The following is a 20,127-nucleotide window of genomic DNA, read 5'->3' on the forward strand; positions in this document are numbered from 1 at the left end:
TGTCAGGAATTAGTTGAAAATATTTTTCAGTAATCAGCATCGCGTCGCAAAACGGCCATTGCGTCAGCCGGCGAGCATCGGATAGGTGAACAGGCCGAAGTGCAGCAGGTTCAAGCCGAAATGGGTGGCGATGGCGGCACCCAACCCGCCGAAACGGTAGGCCAGACCGTAGCCGACCCCCGCCAGACTCGCCAGCAACACCCAATGCCAGCCCGCGCCCACATGCGCCAGACCGAACAGCAGCGATGTCAGCAGCAACGCCAGATTTTCGCCATAAGGCAGGTTCTTGAGTTGCCGCGCCAGGCCGCCCTGAATGTAGCCGCGAAACAGCGCTTCTTCCACCAGTGTCACCAGCAGCAAATTGTTCAGCAGCCACAGCCAGGCCTGGTCCGGCCATTTTGGCGCCCAGCTGATTACGCCGAGCAACAGCGCGCCACCCAGGGCGAGTACGGCGCTGATGGGCAGTGCCATGGCGGTGGCCAACATGGAAAGCCGCAGTGAGCGCCGGCCGACGATCCATGGGCAGACCAGTAGCAGCCAGAAACCGATCAGGGGTTTGTCCAGATTCAGGTACATGAAAAACGACACGGCATCATCGGTGAATCGTTGAGGATTGATGCCCGGACCGTTATAGAAGCCGGGAAGCCAGTGCATGGCCAGTGCCAGGGCCATGAATATGAACAGGCCGTGACCGAAGTGGCGGCCGATCGGGACTTGTTGCTGGCGAGTGGCGAAACCGGCGATCAGCAGCAATGCGACGGAGATTGCGGCGAGCCAGCCGAGATGGCCGTAGGACAGGGACAGGGCATAACCGAGGGAGAGCAGGGCCAGGTAGGTCCATGGCAGGGCAAGCATTGAAAATCCTTTCAGATTGAAGTGCTGTTGTGGCGAGGCGCGCGATTATAAGCGGCACACAAATAAAAACACCGCCCGAAGGCGGTGTCTGTGTCAGCGGGCTGTTACGACGCTATTAACTGCCGCAACACGTAATGCAAAATCCCCCCTGATTTGAAGTACTCCACCTCGTTAAGGGTATCGATCCGGCACAGCACCTCGATTTTCTCGCGGCTGCCGTCTTCACGGGTGATCACCAGCGTCAGGTTCATCCGCGGTGTCAGCTCGACGCCTGTCAAACCAAGAATATCCAGCGTCTCTTTGCCGGTCAGGTTCAGGCTCTTGCGGTTTTGATCCAGCTTGAACTGCAAGGGCAACACGCCCATGCCCACCAGATTGGAGCGGTGAATTCGTTCGAAGCTTTCGGCTATGACTGCTTTGACCCCCAGCAGATTGGTGCCCTTGGCCGCCCAGTCGCGGCTCGAGCCGGTGCCGTATTCTTGCCCGGCAATCACCACCAGCGGCGTGCTCGAGGCTTGATAACGCATCGCCGCATCGTAGATCGGCATCCTCTCCCCGGTGGGAATGTAAATCGTATTGCCGCCTTCTTCGCCGCCGAGCATTTCGTTACGAATGCGGATGTTGGCGAAGGTGCCGCGCATCATCACTTGGTGGTTGCCGCGACGGGAGCCGTAGGAGTTGAAGTCCCGTGGTTCTACGCCTTTCTCGCGCAGGAAGTGGCCTGCGGGGCTGTCGGCCTTGATGTTGCCGGCCGGAGAGATGTGGTCGGTGGTCACCGAATCACCCAGCAGCGCGAGGACTCTGGCACCGGCGATGTCCTTGACCACCGGCGGTGGCCCGCCGATGTCATCGAAGAACGGCGGATGCTGGATGTAAGTCGAATCGTCCTGCCAGACATAGGTCGCCGCTTGCGGCACTTCAATCGCCTGCCATTGCTCATCGCCGGCAAACACTTCGGCGTATTCCTTGTGGAACATCGCGGTACTGACCTGATTCACGGCGTCGGCGATTTCCTTGCTGCTCGGCCAGATGTCCCGCAGATAAACCAGGTTGCCCTCTTTGTCGGTACCCAATGGCTCGCTGCTGATGTCGATGCGCACCGTGCCGGCCAGCGCGTAAGCAACGACCAGCGGCGGGGAGGCCAACCAGTTGGTTTTCACCAGAGGATGCACGCGACCTTCGAAGTTGCGGTTGCCCGACAGCACCGAGGCGACGGTCAGGTCGGCTGCCTGAATGGCTTTTTCGATGGGCTCCGACAAGGGGCCGGAGTTGCCGATACACGTGGTGCAGCCGTAGCCGACCAGTGCAAAACCCAGTTCATCAAGGTACTGGGTCAGGCCGGCAGCCTTGTAGTAGTCGGTGACCACTTTCGAGCCTGGGGCCAACGAACTCTTGACCCACGGTTTGCGCTTGAGGCCTTTCTCCACGGCTTTCTTCGCCACCAGGCCGGCGGCCATCATTACGCTCGGATTGGAAGTGTTGGTGCAGGAGGTGATCGCGGCGATCACCACCGCGCCGTTTTTCAGGCGATAAGTCTGACCGTCGTACTCGTAGTCCGCTTCGCCGGCCAGATCGGCATTGCCCACCGCGACGCCACCGCCGCCTTCACTTTCGAGACGACCGACTTCCTTGCTGGTTGGTTTGAATTGCAGTTCGATGAAGTCACTGAACGCTTGCGCGACATTCGGCAGCGATACCCGGTCCTGGGGGCGTTTCGGCCCGGCAAGGCTGGCCTCAACGCTGCCCATGTCCAGCGCCAGGCTGTCGGTGAATACCGGTTCCTGGCCCGGCAGGCGCCACAGGCCCTGGGCTTTGCTGTAGGCCTCGACCAGTTTCACGGTTTCGCTGGGGCGACCGGATAGACGCAGATAGTCCAGGGTGATGTCGTCCACCGGGAAGAAGCCGCAGGTGGCGCCGTATTCCGGGGCCATGTTGGCGATGGTCGCACGGTCAGCCAGCGGTAGGTCGGCGAGGCCGTCGCCGTAGAATTCCACGAATTTGCCGACTACGCCTTTCTTGCGCAGCATCTGGGTGACGGTCAGCACCAGGTCAGTGGCGGTGATGCCTTCCTTGAGCTTGCCGGTGAGTTTGAAGCCAATCACTTCCGGGATCAGCATCGACACCGGTTGGCCCAGCATCGCCGCTTCCGCTTCGATCCCACCGACACCCCAGCCGAGCACGCCGAGGCCGTTGATCATGGTGGTATGGGAGTCGGTGCCGACCAGGGTATCCGGAAAGGCGTACGTGCGGCCGTCCTCGACCTTGGTCCAGACCGTGCGCCCCAGGTATTCCAGATTCACCTGGTGGCAGATCCCGGTGCCCGGGGGCACCACGCTGAAGTTGTCGAAGGCGCTTTGGCCCCAGCGCAGGAACGCATAACGTTCACCGTTGCGCTGCATTTCGATGTCGACGTTCTGTTCGAAGGCGCTTGAACTGCCGAATTTGTCGACCATCACCGAGTGGTCGATCACCAGATCCACGGGGGAGAGCGGATTGATACGCTGCGGGTCGCCGCCGGCCTTGGCCATCGCGGCGCGCATGGCGGCGAGGTCGACCACGGCAGGTACGCCGGTAAAGTCCTGCATTAATACCCGTGCGGGACGGTACTGAATTTCGCGGTCGGAGCGACGCTCCTTGAGCCAGGCGGCAATCGCCTTGAGGTCAGCGCCAGTGACGGTTTTTTCATCTTCCCAGCGCAGCAGGTTTTCCAGCAGCACTTTCAACGACATGGGCAGCTTGTCGAGATCGCCCAGGCTTTTGGCGGCATCCGGCAAGCTGAAATAGTGATAGGTCTTGTCGTCTATTTGTAAGGTTTTAAGGGTTTTCAGGCTATCGAGGGACGGCATTGAAATAACTCCTTTGGGTCCGCACGGCTACGGACTGAGGGGGCAGACAGAGCTTTAACCTAGCCCTGTTCATTCGCTAAAGCTAATAACTGGACTCTATGGCCAAGTCCATGGTTCCGAACTCGGCTATCATGCGCCGGTTTTCGTGACAGGCTTTGCTTCAACGCAAGTCTGGGCATCGCGCAGTGGTTGAATTTCTCGCCATCTGCCCAGGAGTAAGAATGAACACCCTCTTTATGCATTGCCGGCCGGGCTTCGAAAGCGAAGTCTGTTCCGAGATTTCCGAACACGCCGCGCGGCTGAACGTGGCCGGTTATGCCAAGGCCAAGACTGCCAGCGCCTGCGCTGAATTCATCTGCACCGAAGAAGACGGCGCCCAGCGCCTGATGCGTGGTCAGCGTTTCGCCGATCTGATCTTCCCGCGCCAATGGGCTCGCGGGATCTTCATCGATCTGCCGGAAACCGACCGCATCAGCGTGATCCTCGCCCACATGGCAGACTTCCCGCTGTGCGGCAGCCTGTGGCTGGAAATGGTCGACACCAACGATGGCAAGGAACTGTCGAACTTCTGCAAGAAGTTCGAAGGCCACCTGCGCAAGGCGCTGATAGCGGCTGGCAAACTGGTTGAAGATGCCCATAAACCGCGCCTGCTGCTGACTTTCAAAAGTGGCCGCGAAGTGTTCATGGGGCTGGCCGAGTCGAATAACTCGGCCATGTGGCCGATGGGCATCCCGCGTCTGAAGTTTCCGCGTGAGGCGCCGAGCCGTTCGACGCTGAAACTGGAAGAGGCGTGGCACCACTTCATCCCGCGCGATCAGTGGGATGAGCGTCTGCACAGTGATATGACTGGCGTCGACCTTGGCGCTGCACCCGGTGGCTGGACCTGGCAACTGGTCAACCGCGGCATGCTGGTGACCGCGATCGACAACGGTCCGATGGCCGAAAGCCTGATGGACACCGGTCTGGTGCAACACTTGATGGCCGACGGTTTCACGTTCAAGCCCAAGCAACCGGTGGACTGGATGGTCTGCGACATCGTCGAGAAACCGGCGCGCAACGCCGCGATGCTGGAAGAATGGATTGGCGAGGGGCATTGCCGCGAAGCGGTGGTCAACCTCAAGCTGCCAATGAAACAGCGTTACGCCGAAGTGAAGCGTTTGCTGGAGCGTATTGCCGACGGGTTCAAGGAGCGCGGCATTCGGGTCGAGATCGGCTGCAAACAGCTGTACCACGACCGTGAAGAAGTGACGTGCCACTTGCGCCGACTGGACACAAAGAAACCGAAATCCCGCTAGCGCACCGCGATCCCTGTAGGCGCGAGGCTTGCCCGCGAAGGGGCCCTTGAGGACGCCAAAAGCTTCGCGGGCAAGTCGGATCGCCGCACCGCTCGCTCCTACAAGGGCGTGGGCGGTGTACGCCATAGATGACCGAACACCCGGCAATGCGCGACAATGCCGGCAAGTTTCAGGAGTGAATCATGAGTGAAATGATTGATACGCCGGTAGACGGCACCCTCGATGCCACCGGCCTCAACTGCCCGGAACCGGTGATGATGCTGCACCAGCATATCCGTGACCTGGCGCCCGGCGGCTTGCTGAAGGTGATCGCCACCGACCCGTCGACCCGTCGCGACATTCCCAAGTTTTGCGTGTTTCTCGACCACGAACTGGTCGCGCAGCACGAAGAGGCAGGCACCTACCTCTACTGGATCCGCAAGAAACTCGCTTAACTTGCCGAATGACTGATACGAATCCGCTTGCGTGCGCTGCGCGTCAGGCGGATCGACAGCATCAGCGCCGCGCAACTCAAGCCGACGATCAAACCCTGCCACAGCCCGCTCGGGCCGCTCGGCGTGCCAAACCAGTCGGTCAGGCCCAACGCGTAACCCACCGGCAAACCAATCCCCCAGTAAGCGAACAGCGTCAGGATCATCGTCACCCGAGTGTCCTGATAGCCGCGCAACGCACCGGCCGCAGTGACCTGGATCGCATCGGAAAACTGGAACAGCGCCGAATACACAATCAGCATTGCCGCCACGTGAATCACTGTCGGGTCGGCGGTGTAGATCGTGGCGATGTGCTCGCGCAGCAACAGCATCATGCTCGCCGAGAGGCACGCATACGCCAGGGCAGTGCCCATGCCGACGCCCGCTGCGAAGCGGGCATCACGGGGTTCACTACGGCCCAGTGCCTGGCCGACGCGCACGGTGACGGCCATTCCCAGCGAGTAAGGGATCATGAACACCAGGGAGCTGACGTTCAGCGCAATCTGGTGGCCCGCCACGACAGTCGCGCCGAGGCTGCCGATCAGGAGGGCAATCACCGCGAAGATACTCGATTCGGCGAACACCGCGATGCCGATCGGCAGGCCGATGCCCAGCAGGCGTTTGATCACCGACCATTGTGGCCAGTCGAAGCGGCTGAACAGCTCGCTTTTCTGGTAGGCCGGCGCCCAGCGTGTATAGGCCATCATGCCGAGGGCCATGAACCACATCACAATCCCCGTCGCCCAGCCACAACCGGCACCGCCCATGGCGGGCACGCCCAAGTGGCCATAAATGAAGACGTAGTTCAGCGGGATGTTCAGCGCCAGGGCGCACAAACCGAGGATCATCGCCGGGCGAGTGCGGCCCATGCCGTCACTGAAACAGCGCAACACATGGTAGAACGCGACCGCAGGCAAACCGCTGGCGATGCCGTGCAGGTATTGCATGCACGGGCCGATCAGTTCGGGATCGACTTTCATGACGTGAAGAATCGGTTCGGCGCTGAACAACATGCACGTCGCCATCAAGCCCACCACCAAGGCCAGCCACAGCGCCTGACGCACAATCGGGCCGATCTCGCTGTGGTTTCCAGCGCCGAAACGCTGGGCGACTTTCGGCGTGGTGGCCAACAGAGTGCCGGTCATCAACAGAAACACCGGCACCCAGATCGAGTTGCCCAGCGCCACGGCCGCCAGATCCCGTGGCCCGACCCGGCCCGCCATCACCGCATCGACGAAGCCCATGGCGGTGGTCGCCAGTTGCGCGATCATGATCGGCAGGGCCAGGCCGAGCAGGTTTTTCAGCTCCAGGCGAACCCGGGCCGGGCGGGTGAGCGAATTAGCGGCGAGGCGGTCAGTCACGGAATTCAAGGGCGAAACGTCCAAAGAAATTGATGCGCGAGGCGGCGCATTCTACGCCTTGACGCAGTGGTCAGGAAAAGAGCTGTGTTGCGGATTTGTAATCGACCTCCGAACGTTGCGACAACGCAGCCCTGTAGCAGCTGGCGAAGCCTGCGTTCGGCTGCGCAGCAGTCGTGAAATCAGGCTCTGCGGTGATTCAGGAAAATCGCATGCTCAGGTCTCGCGACTGCTACGCAGCCGAACGCAGGCTTCGCCAGCTGCTACAGGGACGGTGCAATGCCCGCTGGCCCACTACGGTCGTCTCCGCCTACACTGCCGATCCGCCAAAGGAGCCTGCCATGCTGATTGTTGCCGACGAAAATATCCCGCTGCTCGATGCTTTCTTTGAAGGTTTCGGTGAAATCCGCCAGGTGCCGGGACGTTCCATTGACCGCGCCACCGTCGAACAGGCCGATGTGCTGCTGGTGCGTTCGGTGACTAACGTCAACCGCGCGTTGCTCGAAGGCAGCAAGGTGCGCTTTGTCGGCACCTGCACCATCGGCACTGATCACCTGGACCTGGATTACTTTCAGCGAGCCGGCATCACATGGTCCAGCGCACCCGGCTGCAATGCCCGCGGCGTGGTCGACTACGTGCTCGGAAGTCTGCTGACCCTGGCCGAAATCGAAGGCGCTGACCTGACGCAGCGCACCTACGGTGTAGTCGGTGCCGGTGAAGTGGGCGGCCGTTTGGTCAAGGTTCTGCAAGGTCTGGGCTGGAAGGTGCTGGTCTGCGATCCGCCAAGGCAAGCCGCTGAAGGTGGCGATTACGTCAGCCTCGAACAGATCATCGAGCAGTGCGATGTCATCAGTCTGCACACGCCGTTGAAGAAACACGGCGCTCAGGCGACCTGGCATCTGTTCGATAAAAACCGGTTGAACCAACTCAAATCCGGTACCTGGCTGATCAACGCCAGTCGCGGCCCGGTGGTGGACAACGCCGCCCTGCGCCAAGTGCTGCTGCAACGTGAAGACCTGCAAGCGGTGCTGGATGTTTGGGAGGGTGAGCCTGAAGTCGATGTGGCGTTGGCCGATCTCTGCGTGCTGGCGACCCCGCACATCGCCGGTTACAGCCTCGATGGCAAACAGCGTGGGACCGCGCAGATCTATGAGGCGTATTGCAAATTTATCGGGCAGCCGGCACAGGTCGCCTTGAGCGACTTGCTGCCGGCGCCCTGGTTGTCGCAAGTGACCTTGAACGCTGCAAGCAATCCGGCCTGGGCGCTGGCCATGTTGTGCCGTGGTGTGTACGACCCGCGCCGTGATGATGCGGATTTCCGTCGCAGCCTTGTAGGCAACGTGAACGAACAGCGTGCGGCGTTCGATTCACTGCGCAAGCATTATCCGCAGCGGCGAGAGATTGATGGGTTGAAGGTGCGGATTGAGGGGGATTCTCCTGCTTTGCTTAAGATTGTAGCGGCACTTGGCGCAACGGCTGTCTAGAGACCGAGTCGGCTCTAGGGTGCGCAGCACCCTCAAAAAGCACCCACAAAAAACCCGGCCATGAGGGGCCGGGTCAAGAAGACGTTGGCTATATCAATCTTGTTTGGCAGGCTTGACCAATCGCTGCTCCAGTTCGCGGCAAGCGTCCTGGATCATGCCTTCAGTGATCGGTACTTCGCGCCCTTTTTCGTCAATGATTGAGCAACCCAGAGACTGGTCTGGCTGTGTTCGGATCACTTCAATCTTGTCATCACTGCTGTTTTGCAAGGACATGGCCTGTCTCCTCATCAGGTTGTGTGCTTACTGTAGAACCGCCAGGTGACCGGGCTGTGACAGCGTCCTGCGATCTTCCAGAACGGCGACATCAGTCCACCAGAAATACCGCGGCGTTGCCACCCGGACTTTAGACCAATACCGTCTAGGGCCTAGTCTTTGCGGTCATAATTAACCTGACTCATTATGATTTACAGCGTTCAATCCCATCGACCGGTGTAGGCTTGATCGCGTCAAACCCTACTGGTTGTGCCATCGAATGATTTCCATCCTCTCATCCCGTCAACGGCGCGCCATGCGCCTGGCTTTGCGTTTCGTCGCGCCCTATCGGTTGCCGGCCTTCGGTGCCTTGCTCGCATTGATCGTCACGGCGGGCATCACGTTGTCCATGGGGCAGGGGATTCGCCTGCTGGTGGATCAGGGTTTCATGACCCAGTCACCGCATTTGCTCAACCAGTCCATCGGCCTGTTTATGCTGCTGGTGGTCGGCCTTGCGATTGGCACCTTTGCGCGTTTTTACCTGGTCTCATGGATCGGCGAGCGCGTTGTCGCGGATATCCGCCGTCAGGTGTTCAACCATCTGATCTACCTGCACCCAGGATTTTACGAAGACAATCGCAGCTCTGAAATTCAGTCGCGCCTGACTGCCGACACCACGTTGCTGCAATCGGTAATCGGCTCTTCGCTGTCACTGTTCCTGCGCAATCTGTTGATGGTGATCGGCGGGATCGTCTTGCTGTTTATCACCAACCCCAAGCTCACCAGTATCGTGGTGGTCGCCTTGCCGTTGGTGATTGCGCCGATCCTGATCTTCGGCCGTCGGGTGCGTAGCCTGTCGCGCCTGAGTCAGGACCGGATTGCCGATATCGGCAGCTATGTCTCCGAAACCCTGGGCCAGATCAAAACCGTGCAGGCCTACAACCATCAGGTCCAGGACGAGCAGCGCTTTGCCGTAACGGTGGAAGAGGCGTTCAGCACCGCTCGCAAGCGGATCTTCCAGCGGGCCTGGCTGATTACTCTGGTGATCGTGCTGGTGCTTGGCGCGGTCGGGGTGATGCTCTGGGTCGGCGGAATGGATGTCATCGCCGGGCGGATTTCCGCGGGCGAGCTGGCAGCGTTTGTGTTTTACAGCCTGATCGTCGGCAGCGCCTTCGGCACGTTGAGCGAAGTGATCGGCGAACTGCAGCGTGCCGCCGGCGCCGCCGAACGGATCGCCGAGTTGCTGCGCTCGGAGAACATTATCCAGTCACCGACCACTGGCCTGGTGACCTTGCCTGGACGGGTGAAGGGTGACCTGGTGCTGCAAGACGTGCGCTTTTCCTACCCGTCGCGCCCCGAGAGCTATGCCGTTGATGGTTTGAGTCTGACCATCAATGCTGGCGAAACCGTTGCATTGGTAGGACCCTCCGGTGCCGGCAAGTCGACGGTGTATGACTTGCTGCTGCGCTTCTACGACCCGGTCGAAGGACGCATTCTGCTCGATGGTGTGCCGCTGACTCAACTCGATCCATTGGATCTGCGCCGCTGCTTCGCCCTGGTCTCGCAAGCGCCGGCACTGTTCTATGGCAGCATCGAAGAGAACATCCGCTACGGCAATCCGACGGCAACCCTGGCCCAGGTTCAGGAAGCGGCGAAAATCGCTTACGCCCACGACTTCATCGAGCAAATGCCCAACGGCTACCAAACCCATCTTGGAGACGGTGGCCTCGGTTTGTCCGGCGGTCAACGCCAGCGCCTGGCCATTGCCCGGGCGCTGCTGGTGGACGCGCCGATCCTGTTGCTGGACGAAGCCACCAGCGCCCTCGACGCACAGAGCGAACACCTGATCCAGCAAGCCTTGCCGAGCCTGATGAAAAACCGCACCACCCTGGTCATCGCCCACCGGCTGGCTACGGTGAAAAACGCTGACCGGATCGCGGTGATGGATCAGGGAAAATTGGTAGCCGTGGGCACGCATCAGGAATTGATTGCGAGCAACGCGCTGTATGCGCGGTTGGCGGCGTTGCAGTTCAGTGATGGGCGCCATGCCCCAACCGACCAAGTAACCGACTAAGTAACCGACCAAGTAGAGCACCCAAAAAAATGCCCGCATCAATCGATGCGGGCATTTTTGTCAGTGCTTCAAAGCAGGCTCATTGATCGTCAAAGTAGCGCTCATGCCAATCCACCAGCGGCTGCGGTGAGTTGAGCTTCTGGCCGTAGATCACCGAGTACGACAACACGTTTTGCACGTACTGGCGGGTTTCGTCGAACGGGATGCTTTCCACCCAGACGTCGAAGCTCAGGTGGTCCGCACCGCGCAGCCACTGACGCACGCGGCCGGGGCCTGCGTTGTAGGCGGCGGAAGCGAGGACGCGGTTGCCGTTGAACTGACTGTGGACCTGGCTAAGGTAAGCGGCGCCGAGCTGGATGTTCTTGTCCGGATCGAACACTTGCTGCGGCGAAGCCAGTGGAATGCTGAACTTGCGCGCGGTCTCCTTGGCGGTGCCGGGCATGAGTTGCATCAGTCCGCTGGCACCGACGCCGGAACGGGCGTCGTCCATGAAAGCACTTTCCTGACGGGTGATAGCGAACACCCAACTCGAATGCAGGCCACGGACCTTGGCTTCGCGCACCAGGGTTTCGCGGTGGGCCATCGGGAAGCGGATGTCCAGATCGTCCCAGTACTGCGCCTGACTGATGGTTCGGATTGCCGGGAAATACCATTTCAGGTCGTAGGCCAGCTTAGCCTGGGCAACCATTTCGTCGCGGCTGAAGTGGCGGCTGACGTGATACCACTCGCGGCGACCATCGACGATCTGTCCGCGAGCGTGAAACTCAAGCGCCCGACGCACGCCTGGGGTATTGCGGACCTTGTTGATCAGCGCCTGACTGAGCACCAGCGGTTTGTTGTTCAGCGAGTAGGGCAACTGCGAGCGATCCGCCGCGAGGAAGCCATAAAAATCACGTTCGCGGGCGAGGCCCTTATAAAGCGTCTGCGCTTCCGGGTTCTGCGGCTGCGCCAGTTCCAGGCTGCGGGCCTGCCAATAGCGCCAGCGATTGGAGGTCGCCAGATCCGGCGGCAGGCGCCGAGTCAACTGATAGGCATCGTCCCAGCGGGCCAGGCGCAGCAGCAGACGCAAGCGCCATTCGGAAACCGTGTTATCAAGCAGTTCCGGGTCGTACTTGGTCATCACGTCCAGCGCGCGGCTGTCGAAACGTCGTGCGAGGGTCAGCCCGATTTCCCGGGCGATGGCCACTTTTTCGTCACGTGAGAAGTGCATGCTGCTGGCATAACCGTCGAGCAGCTCCATGGCCTTGTCTGGATCCTGGCGTGCCAGGCGGCGCAAGCCAAGGCTGACCACGTCAGACATCGGCTCATCGGCCGGGGTGAAGCGCGACGGCTGGTTGAGCAGTTCGGGTTTCTGCGCCACATCAATCAGCAAACGACCGCGAGGGGCGAGGGTGGTCAGGCCGTTGACCAGGCTGTTGGCCAGCGGATAGTTGCGCGCCTGGGCGGCTAGCTTGGTGCGCCCCCAGCGTTTCTGTTCGCTCAGTTGGCCTTCGGCGGCCCATTGCCCGAACAGCGCATCGCACGCGGCGGGTTGGGATTTGCCGGTCAGCCAGAGTTTATTGGCGTTGGCGTAACCCTCGGATTTCTGGTTATGCCCGATCTGGTACTGCGCGTTCAGGCAGTCCAGCTCGGTGAAATTGAGCTTGGGGTCGTAGTACTTGACGAAGGTTGCCCAGTCGCCGCGTTCGGCCAGCCAACGCAACCAGCGCAACTTCATCCAGTTGGCCTGGGGCAGGTCACCGTGCTCGGCGAGGAATTTCTCGATTTCGGCGTTGCTCGCGGTTTTAAGGCGGGCGGTCAGTTCGTCATACGCCAGGTACGGCTCCAGCGGGTAATCGCTGAGGGCCTGGCTGTAACGGAAATAAGGACCGGTATCCCCCTTGGCGAGGGCACGCTTGGCTTCATCGTAATACTGGCGCTGGGTAGACAGGTCCACCGCCTGGGCGGTTTGAACGGCAGTGGCAGAGAGAAGAAAACAGGATAAAAGACTGTAAAGGCGACTGCGCATGAGACGTCCGGGCAGAGAAATCATGACAAGCGCGGGCAATGCCCGCGCTGAATTATCTGTAGCTTAGCCTTTTGCCAGCAGCGGGCGAAAGCTTTGCCGGCCTGTCAGCATCAGTTCGCAACATTTGTCATGCAGAGTGCCACGAAGGTGAAATTGCCGGCCTTCTGAAGCCTCAAGTCAGGTAGAATGCGCGCCCGGTTTTTGGAGAAGCTCATGACCCTGCTCAAATTCAGCGATGTGTCCCTTGCTTTCGGCGCTATGCCGTTGTTGGACAAGGTGTCCTGGCAGATCGCCCGTGGTGAGCGGGTGTGCATCATCGGCCGCAACGGCACTGGCAAGTCCAGCATGATGAAGCTCGTCAAGGGCGACCAGAAGCCTGATGACGGTTCTGTTTGGCGTGCACCTGGCCTCAAAATTGGCGAATTGCCGCAAGAATTGCCGGTAGCCGACGAGCGGACCGTGTTCGACGTGGTGGCCGAAGGCCTGGACGGTGTCGGCGAGTTGCTCGCGCAGTATCACCACCTCAGCCAGAATATCGTCACCGACGCCGACCTGGACAAACTGATGCACGTCCAGCACGACCTCGAAGCCCGTGACGGCTGGCGTTTGCAGCAATTGGTCGACAGCACCTTGAGCCGTCTGCAGTTGCCGGCCGACAAGACCCTCGCCGAATTGTCCGGCGGCTGGCGTCGTCGCGTCCTGTTGGCTCAGGCTCTGGTTTCCGAACCCGATCTGCTGCTGCTCGATGAACCGACCAACCACCTGGACATCGGTGCAATTGCCTGGCTCGAAGAAGCCCTGAAGGATTTCCAGGGCGCCGTGCTGTTCATCACGCACGACCGTTCATTCCTGCAGAACCTCGCAACCCGCATTCTCGAACTGGATCGCGGTGGCCTGATCGACTGGAACGGCGACTACGCCAGCTTCCTCGTTCACAAAGAAGCCTCTCTGGCGGCTGAAGATACGGCCAACGCGCTGTTCGACAAAAAACTGGCCCAGGAAGAAGTCTGGATCCGCCAGGGCATCAAGGCGCGTCGCACTCGTAACGAAGGCCGCGTACGCGCCCTCAAAGCCCTGCGCAACGAGCGTAGCGAGCGTCGTGAGCGCTCCGGCAAGGCCAACATTCAGCTGGATACCGCCGACAAGTCCGGCAAGCAGGTGATGGTCCTCGAGAATGTGAGCTTCGCTCACCCGGGTGGCCCGTTCCTGATCAAGGATTTCTCGATGGTTCTGCAGCGCGGCGACCGTATTGGTCTGCTCGGCGCCAACGGTACCGGCAAAACCACACTGTTGAAGTTGATGCTCAGCGGTCTGCAGCCAACCAGCGGCACAGTAGAAGAGGGGACGCGCATCGATGTGGCCTACTTCGACCAGTTGCGCCATCAGCTGGACCTGGAAAAGACCGTAATCGACAACGTCGCAGAAGGTCGCGACTTCATCGATATCGATGGTCAGAGCCGTCACGTGCTGAGCTACCTCGGCGATTTCCTGTTCAGCCCGCAGCGTGCCCGCACGCCGGTCAAGGCGCTGTCCGGTGGTGAGCGTGCCCGTCTGTTGCTGGCCAAACTGTTCAGCAAGCCAGCGAACCTGTTGGTCCTCGATGAACCGACCAACGACCTCGACGTCGAAACTCTCGAGTTGCTGGAAGAGGTCTTGCTGACCTTCAACGGTACCGTGCTGATGGTCAGTCACGACCGGGCATTCCTCGACAACGTGGTCACCAGCACCCTGGTCTTCGAAGGTGAAGGCAAGGTTCGCGAATACGTCGGTGGTTATCAGGACTGGCTGCGTCAGGGCGGCTCGCCGCGCCTGCTGGGCGTGACCGAGAGCAAGTCTGGCAAAGCCGACCTGACCTCCGCGGTCGTGACAGCCGAAGCTGCACCAGTTGCTGCGGTAGACGCGCCGGTGGCGAAGAAGAAGCTCAGCTACAAGTTGCAGCGTGAGCTGGAAATGTTGCCGGGTCAGATCGAAACCATGGAACAGCAGATCGCTACCGTTGAGGCGCAAATGGCCGATGCCGGTTTCTATCAGCGTCCTGCTGCCGAGACCGCTGCAGTGATCGCTCAGTTGGAGCAGTTGCAGGCTGAGCACGATGTAATGGTAGAGCGCTGGGCCGAGCTGGATGCCTGATTGATCCTGCTATAAAAAAGCCCGGCGTTCAGTGATGAGCGCCGGGCTTTTCGTAAGAGTCGTTTAGCTTCTGAGCAGGCGCACCGCGAGCACATCGCATGGCGCACCGTGCAGCACGTCATTGGCGGTCGAACCCAGCAGCAATGCCAGGCCGTGTCGGCCATGGCTGCCCACCACGATCAGGTCGCAGGTTTGTTCCTTGGCCAGGTGGTGGATCTCCTGGCGTGGCTGACCGTAGGTCAGGTGACTGTATTCTTTGGAGAGCTCCGGATACTTCACGATCAGTCGGTCCAGGCGTTCCTTGGCCTGATCGAACTGCTGTTGTTGCAGTTGTGACAGGTCCATGGGGACGTCGCCACCAAAGGCCATGGCCATCGGCTCGACAATGTGCACCAGGGATAATTTCGCGCCGTTGCTCACCGACAGTTCGCGAGCGCGGTGGATGACAGGATCGCACTCTTCGGTTAGATCTACAGCGACCAGAATGTGGTTGTAGGGCATGAGGTGCTCCTCCTGAGGATTGCGATATTGGTAAGTATGGCTGGTTTCAAGCGCATTGGTTTCAAAGTGATTCAATGCGCTCATCAAGAATCGGGAGTACACATATGACGGTCTGGATAGTGGTGTCAATCCTGCTGGTGGTTCTGAGTCCGCTGGCATGGTTGCGGCCATCACGCCACCAGAGCGGCCGCATGGCCCTGCGCATGGAGGCGCGACGCATTGGATTGGCGATGCAACTGGCGCCCCAGGACTGGCCGCACTGGCTGAGCCAGGAGCCGCCGAGCCCTTGCGCCCAGTACCATCGGCCGCGGCGTGGCAATCAGCCGGCGTGCTGGAGTTACTGGCAAAAAGCACCCGGTGTATGGGTCAATCAGTGGCAGGAGGTCTGCGAGGATCGAGCACTGCTGAATCATTTCGAGAAATTGCCAGCTAACGTTTACAAGATCGAAGCAGACAAGCAGATGATCACTTTGTATTGGGGTGAAAAGGGCGAAGCGACGGTTTTGCAGGATATTGATGCGCTGCTGAAAGCGCTGGCATAAATCGCGGAAATTTCGCGCCGCAACGGCGCGAAACGTCCGGCAGGCAGGCAATAAAAAGCCCGACATAATCATCGGGCTGGAGTTGGCCAGGCAGGCCGGTAATTCGGTGTGGAGCTGATTTTACGCTGGGCATTCGCCAAAAGCGTTCATGTTTTTTCCTCAAGGTCCCGCCAGCGTAGCGTGTTAAACAAAGGCTGCAGCGAATTAGGGCGACTTTTCTAACTATTGATCCTATGAATGGCCTCACATGCAGCCGCGTGTTGCAGGTCTTCGCGGTACGGAATGACCGGAAAGTCGCGTTTCAACCAGTATTTTGGGCGATTGACAATTGTCGGAAATTCCGTGAAGGTGACGTACCCAAATCAAACGGGCGTATGAATTGAGCGTTTGTATTACAGACCGCTCCTACAGAATCCCGACTATCGCGTTGGCGGGTGTGCCGGGTGGGTTGGCGTTAGCATCGACGATAAACGTCTCTGCCGAGCCATTCGCCTGCGTCCGACGTGTACTGTTCAGCTTCCATATCGTGGAGATCAGTTGATGATTTACGAAGGTAAAGCCATCACGGTTAAGGCTCTTGAAAGTGGCATCGTCGAATTGAAATTCGACCTCAAGGGTGAGTCCGTCAACAAGTTCAACCGTCTAACCCTGAACGAACTGCGTCAGGCCGTAGACACCATCAAGGCAGATGCTTCGATCAAGGGTGTGATCATCAGCAGTGGCAAGGACGTATTCATCGTCGGCGCCGACATCACCGAGTTTGTCGAAAACTTCAAGCTGCCGGATGCAGAGCTTGTTGCTGGCAATCTGGAAGCCAACAAGATTTTCAGCGATTTCGAAGACCTCAACGTCCCGACTGTCGCCGCGATCAACGGCATCGCCCTGGGTGGCGGTCTGGAAATGTGCCTGGCGGCGGACTACCGCGTCATGTCCACCAAGGCCAAGATCGGTCTGCCGGAAGTCAAACTGGGCATCTACCCGGGCTTCGGCGGTACCGTGCGCCTGCCGCGGATCATCGGTGCCGATAACGCCATCGAGTGGATTGCCGCCGGCAAGGAAAACCGTCCTGAAGACGCGCTGAAAGTCGGCGCAGTCGACGCGGTGGTTGCTCCTGAGAAACTGCAGGAAGCTGCTCTGGAGTTGATCAAGCGCGCCATCTCCGGCGAATTTGACTACAGGGCCAAGCGTCAGCCGAAACTGGAAAAGCTCAAGCTCAACGCCATCGAACAAATGATGTCGTTCGAAACTGCCAAGGGTTTCGTGGCAGGGCAGGCTGGCCCGAACTACCCGGCGCCGGTTGAAGCGATCAAGACCATCCAGAAAGCGGCGAACTTCGGTCGCGACAAGGCGCTGGAAGTCGAAGCCGCCGGTTTCGTCAAACTGGCCAAGACCTCTGCCGCGCAGAGCTTGATCGGTCTGTTCCTGAACGATCAGGAACTGAAGAAAAAGGCCAAGGCCTACGACGAAATCGCCAAAGACGTGAAGCAGGCTGCCGTATTGGGCGCCGGCATCATGGGGGGCGGTATCGCTTATCAGTCGGCTTCCAAAGGGACGCCGATCCTGATGAAGGACATCAACGAGCACGGCATCGAGCAAGGTCTGGCGGAAGCCGCCAAACTGCTGGTAGGCCGCGTTGATAAAGGTCGCATGACCCCGGCGAAAATGGCTGAAGTGCTTAACGGCATTCGTCCGACCCTGTCCTACGGTGATTTCGGTCACGTTGACCTGGTGGTTGAAGCTGTCGTCGAGAACCCTAAGGTCAAGCAAGCCGTTCTGGCCGAAGTCGAAGACAAGGTCAAAGAGGACACCATCCTCGCGTCCAACACCTCGACCATTTCCATCACTTTGCTGGCGAAAGCCCTCAAGCGTCCGGAAAACTTCGTTGGCATGCACTTCTTCAACCCGGTACACATGATGCCGTTGGTTGAAGTGATCCGTGGCGAGAAGTCCAGCGAACTGGCCGTTGCCACCACCGTTGCCTACGCCAAGAAAATGGGCAAGAACCCGATCGTCGTGAACGACTGCCCGGGCTTCCTGGTCAACCGCGTGCTGTTCCCGTACTTCGGCGGTTTCGCCAAACTGGTCAGCGCCGGTGTGGACTTTGTCCGTATCGACAAGGTTATGGAAAAATTCGGCTGGCCAATGGGCCCGGCGTACCTGATGGACGTGGTCGGCATCGACACCGGCCACCACGGTCGCGACGTCATGGCTGAAGGCTTCCCGGATCGCATGAAAGACGACCGTCGTTCGGCTATCGACGTGCTCTACGAAGCCAAGCGCCTGGGCCAGAAGAACGGCAAGGGCTTCTACGCCTACGAGACCGACAAGCGCGGCAAGCAGAAGAAAGTCGCCGACCCGTCGGTGCTGGAAGTGCTCAAGCCGATCGTTTACGAGCAGCGCGAAGTCACAGACGAAGACATCATCAACTGGATGATGATCCCGCTGTGCCTGGAAACCGTGCGTTGCCTGGAAGACGGCATTGTCGAAACCGCTGCCGAAGCCGACATGGGTCTGGTCTACGGTATTGGTTTCCCTCCATTCCGTGGCGGTGCGCTGCGCTACATCGATTCGATCGGTGTTGCTGAGTTCGTTGCCCTGGCTGACCAGTACTCTGATTTGGGCGCGCTGTACCACCCGACCGCGAAGCTGCGTGAAATGGCCAAAACCGGCCAACGGTTCTTCGGTTAAGCGTCCAAACACTTGAGCGAGAGTGAAATTTTATGAGCTTGAATCCAAGAGACGTCGTGATTGTCGACTTTGGTCGTACTCCGATGGGCCGCTCCAAGGGCGGCATGCACCGCAACACCCGCGCCGAAGACATGTCGGCGCACCTGATCAGCAAATTGCTGGAACGTAACGTCAAGGTTGATCCGAACGAAGTCGAAGACGTGATCTGGGGCTGTGTGAACCAGACCCTGGAGCAGGGCTGGAACATCGCTCGCATGGCGTCCCTGATGACTCAGATCCCGCACACCGCTGCCGGCCAGACGGTCAGCCGCCTGTGTGGCTCGTCGATGAGCGCACTGCACACTGCCGCGCAAGCAATCATGACCGGCAACGGTGACGTGTTCGTGGTGGGCGGCGTCGAGCATATGGGCCATGTGAGCATGATGCACGGTGTCGATCCGAACCCGCACATGTCCCTGTACGCGGCGAAAGCCTCGGGCATGATGGGCTTGACCGCTGAAATGCTGGGTAAAATGCACGGCATCACTCGCGAACAACAGGACGCTTTCGGCGTGCGCTCCCACCAACTCGCTCATAAAGCGACGCTGGAGGGCAAGTTCAAAGACGAAATCATCCCGATGCAGGGTTACGACGAGAACGGTTTCCTGAAACTGTTCGACTACGACGAAACCATTCGTCCGGAAACTACCCTGGAAAGCCTGGCGGCTCTCAAGCCTGCTTTCAACCCTAAGGGCGGCACCGTGACTGCTGGTACTTCATCGCAAATCACCGATGGTGCTTCGTGCATGATCGTGATGTCGGCGCAGCGTGCACAGGACCTGGGCATTCAGCCTATGGCAGTGATTCGTTCGATGGCGGTGGCAGGTGTGGACCCGGCAATCATGGGCTATGGTCCAGTACCGGCTACACAGAAAGCACTGAAGCGCGCGGGTCTTGGCATTAACGATATCGACTTCTTCGAGCTCAACGAAGCTTTCGCCGCACAGGCCCTGCCAGTGCTGAAAGATTTGAAAGTACTCGACAAGATGAGCGAGAAGGTTAACCTGCACGGCGGCGCGATCGCCCTGGGCCACCCATTTGGTTGCTCAGGTGCGCGTATCTCCGGCACTCTGCTGAACGTGATGAAGCAAAATGGCGGCACCTTCGGGGTAGCTACCATGTGCATTGGTCTCGGCCAAGGCATCTCCACCGTCTTCGAACGCATTTAAGCGTTTCGTCGAAGGAAGCCGGGGCCAAGTGCCCCGGTTTTTGTTTTTCTGAATTTATTTTTATTTTTATTTTGAAAAGATTTGATTGAGGGCCAAAGCATGCCGATACAACCTGGGCTCTACCAACATTACAAAGGTCCGCAGTACCGCGTATTCAGCATTGCGCGGCATTCGGAAACCGAAGAAGAAGTGGTCTTCTACCAAGCCCTGTATGGCGATTACGGCTTTTGGGTGCGTCCCTTGAGCATGTTCCTGGAGTCGGTCGAGGTTGACGGTGAACAGGTGCCACGCTTTGCTTTGGTGCAAGCCGAACCGAGCCTTTTTTCGAAGCCATAAGCTGAGTGCGCGCAAAACCCTGCGCTTGACCTCACCTTGTAGCCACTATATATAGCGGTGCCGCGTCAGGCGCCAATCGC

At 59.3% G+C, this 20,127-nt stretch carries 15 protein-coding genes; 9 read left to right on the forward strand and 6 right to left on the reverse strand.

Annotated elements, in window-relative coordinates:
- Positions 1 to 63 precede the first annotated feature (63 nt).
- Together ACYZT0_RS06210 and acnA are read right to left on the reverse strand one after the other, a co-directional pair.
- A complete protein-coding gene (locus ACYZT0_RS06210; protein ID WP_462045068.1) occupies positions 64 to 855 on the reverse strand; it encodes a CPBP family glutamic-type intramembrane protease in 792 nt (263 codons plus the stop codon).
- Positions 856 to 959: 104 nt separating this feature from the next.
- Positions 960 to 3,701, reverse strand: a complete 2,742-nt coding sequence (gene acnA, locus ACYZT0_RS06215) for an aconitate hydratase AcnA (RefSeq protein WP_462045069.1) — start codon at positions 3,699 to 3,701, stop codon at positions 960 to 962.
- A gap of 221 nt (positions 3,702 to 3,922) precedes the next feature.
- Between acnA and rlmM the strand changes: the two genes are divergently transcribed.
- Positions 3,923 to 4,996, forward strand: coding sequence for a 23S rRNA (cytidine(2498)-2'-O)-methyltransferase RlmM (rlmM, locus tag ACYZT0_RS06220; protein ID WP_462045070.1), 1,074 nt, complete (start codon positions 3,923 to 3,925; stop codon positions 4,994 to 4,996).
- A gap of 182 nt (positions 4,997 to 5,178) precedes the next feature.
- Complete coding sequence (tusA, locus tag ACYZT0_RS06225; RefSeq protein ID WP_095052036.1) at positions 5,179 to 5,430, forward strand: sulfurtransferase TusA; 252 nt, start codon at positions 5,179 to 5,181, stop codon at positions 5,428 to 5,430.
- Here tusA and ACYZT0_RS06230 read toward each other — a convergent pair.
- Positions 5,427 to 6,836 (reverse strand): MATE family efflux transporter, encoded by a 1,410-nt coding sequence (locus ACYZT0_RS06230; protein WP_462045071.1) that lies wholly within the window; start codon positions 6,834 to 6,836, stop codon positions 5,427 to 5,429. The two genes, tusA and ACYZT0_RS06230, sit on opposite strands and share 4 nt — an antisense overlap.
- A 329-nt stretch (positions 6,837 to 7,165) precedes the next feature.
- Between ACYZT0_RS06230 and pdxB the strand changes: the two genes are divergently transcribed.
- Positions 7,166 to 8,308 (forward strand): 4-phosphoerythronate dehydrogenase PdxB, encoded by a 1,143-nt coding sequence (gene pdxB / locus ACYZT0_RS06235; RefSeq protein ID WP_462045072.1) that lies wholly within the window; start codon positions 7,166 to 7,168, stop codon positions 8,306 to 8,308.
- A gap of 93 nt (positions 8,309 to 8,401) precedes the next feature.
- On the opposite strand, the gene ACYZT0_RS06240 is transcribed toward pdxB, so the two are convergent.
- Positions 8,402 to 8,581, reverse strand: a complete 180-nt coding sequence (locus ACYZT0_RS06240) for a PA1571 family protein (protein WP_449644286.1) — start codon at positions 8,579 to 8,581, stop codon at positions 8,402 to 8,404.
- 259 nt (positions 8,582 to 8,840) lie between these two features.
- Between ACYZT0_RS06240 and ACYZT0_RS06245 the strand changes: the two genes are divergently transcribed.
- Positions 8,841 to 10,634: an ABC transporter transmembrane domain-containing protein gene (locus ACYZT0_RS06245; protein WP_462045073.1), complete on the forward strand. Its 1,794-nt coding sequence runs from the start codon at positions 8,841 to 8,843 to the stop codon at positions 10,632 to 10,634.
- Positions 10,635 to 10,713: 79 nt separating this feature from the next.
- Here ACYZT0_RS06245 and ACYZT0_RS06250 read toward each other — a convergent pair whose 3' ends face one another.
- Positions 10,714 to 12,642 (reverse strand): transglycosylase SLT domain-containing protein, encoded by a 1,929-nt coding sequence (locus ACYZT0_RS06250; RefSeq protein ID WP_462045074.1) that lies wholly within the window; start codon positions 12,640 to 12,642, stop codon positions 10,714 to 10,716.
- 213 nt (positions 12,643 to 12,855) lie between these two features.
- On the opposite strand from ACYZT0_RS06250, the gene ACYZT0_RS06255 reads away from it, so the two are divergent.
- The gene (locus ACYZT0_RS06255) at positions 12,856 to 14,772 is read left to right on the forward strand and encodes an ATP-binding cassette domain-containing protein (protein WP_462045075.1); all 1,917 of its coding nucleotides are present in this window, start codon (positions 12,856 to 12,858) and stop codon (positions 14,770 to 14,772) included.
- 63 nt (positions 14,773 to 14,835) lie between these two features.
- On the opposite strand, the gene ACYZT0_RS06260 is transcribed toward ACYZT0_RS06255, so the two are convergent.
- A complete protein-coding gene (locus tag ACYZT0_RS06260; RefSeq protein WP_462045076.1) occupies positions 14,836 to 15,273 on the reverse strand; it encodes a universal stress protein in 438 nt (145 codons plus the stop codon).
- A gap of 104 nt (positions 15,274 to 15,377) precedes the next feature.
- Here ACYZT0_RS06260 and ACYZT0_RS06265 point away from each other — a divergent pair, with 104 nt between their 5' ends.
- The 4 genes from ACYZT0_RS06265 (at position 15,378) to ACYZT0_RS06280 (ending at position 20,047) form a co-directional block, all read left to right on the forward strand.
- Complete coding sequence (locus ACYZT0_RS06265) at positions 15,378 to 15,815, forward strand: hypothetical protein (protein ID WP_461973216.1); 438 nt, start codon at positions 15,378 to 15,380, stop codon at positions 15,813 to 15,815.
- Positions 15,816 to 16,355: 540 nt separating this feature from the next.
- A complete protein-coding gene (gene fadB, locus ACYZT0_RS06270; RefSeq protein ID WP_462045077.1) occupies positions 16,356 to 18,503 on the forward strand; it encodes a fatty acid oxidation complex subunit alpha FadB in 2,148 nt (715 codons plus the stop codon).
- A 32-nt stretch (positions 18,504 to 18,535) separates the two neighbouring features.
- Positions 18,536 to 19,711: an acetyl-CoA C-acyltransferase FadA gene (fadA, locus tag ACYZT0_RS06275; protein ID WP_462045078.1), complete on the forward strand. Its 1,176-nt coding sequence runs from the start codon at positions 18,536 to 18,538 to the stop codon at positions 19,709 to 19,711.
- Positions 19,712 to 19,810: 99 nt separating this feature from the next.
- The gene (locus ACYZT0_RS06280; RefSeq protein WP_046047845.1) at positions 19,811 to 20,047 is read left to right on the forward strand and encodes a DUF1653 domain-containing protein; all 237 of its coding nucleotides are present in this window, start codon (positions 19,811 to 19,813) and stop codon (positions 20,045 to 20,047) included.
- Positions 20,048 to 20,127 lie beyond the last annotated feature (80 nt).

The organism is Pseudomonas sp. ZS1P83, assembly GCF_054897825.1.

Bases quoted from the DNA above. Each gene is read 5' to 3' on its own strand.
- ACYZT0_RS06210 (WP_462045068.1), bottom strand. From the start codon at position 855: ATGCTTGCCCTGCCATGGACCTACCTGGCCCTGCTCTCCCTCGGTTAT.
- acnA (WP_462045069.1), bottom strand. From the start codon at position 3,701: ATGCCGTCCCTCGATAGCCTGAAAACCCTTAAAACCTTACAAATAGAC.
- rlmM (WP_462045070.1), top strand. From the start codon at position 3,923: ATGAACACCCTCTTTATGCATTGCCGGCCGGGCTTCGAAAGCGAAGTC.
- tusA (WP_095052036.1), top strand. From the start codon at position 5,179: ATGAGTGAAATGATTGATACGCCGGTAGACGGCACCCTCGATGCCACC.
- pdxB (WP_462045072.1), top strand. From the start codon at position 7,166: ATGCTGATTGTTGCCGACGAAAATATCCCGCTGCTCGATGCTTTCTTT.
- ACYZT0_RS06240 (WP_449644286.1), bottom strand. From the start codon at position 8,581: ATGTCCTTGCAAAACAGCAGTGATGACAAGATTGAAGTGATCCGAACA.
- ACYZT0_RS06245 (WP_462045073.1), top strand. From the start codon at position 8,841: ATGATTTCCATCCTCTCATCCCGTCAACGGCGCGCCATGCGCCTGGCT.
- ACYZT0_RS06250 (WP_462045074.1), bottom strand. From the start codon at position 12,642: ATGCGCAGTCGCCTTTACAGTCTTTTATCCTGTTTTCTTCTCTCTGCC.
- ACYZT0_RS06255 (WP_462045075.1), top strand. From the start codon at position 12,856: ATGACCCTGCTCAAATTCAGCGATGTGTCCCTTGCTTTCGGCGCTATG.
- ACYZT0_RS06260 (WP_462045076.1), bottom strand. From the start codon at position 15,273: ATGCCCTACAACCACATTCTGGTCGCTGTAGATCTAACCGAAGAGTGC.
- ACYZT0_RS06265 (WP_461973216.1), top strand. From the start codon at position 15,378: ATGACGGTCTGGATAGTGGTGTCAATCCTGCTGGTGGTTCTGAGTCCG.
- fadB (WP_462045077.1), top strand. From the start codon at position 16,356: ATGATTTACGAAGGTAAAGCCATCACGGTTAAGGCTCTTGAAAGTGGC.
- fadA (WP_462045078.1), top strand. From the start codon at position 18,536: ATGAGCTTGAATCCAAGAGACGTCGTGATTGTCGACTTTGGTCGTACT.
- ACYZT0_RS06280 (WP_046047845.1), top strand. From the start codon at position 19,811: ATGCCGATACAACCTGGGCTCTACCAACATTACAAAGGTCCGCAGTAC.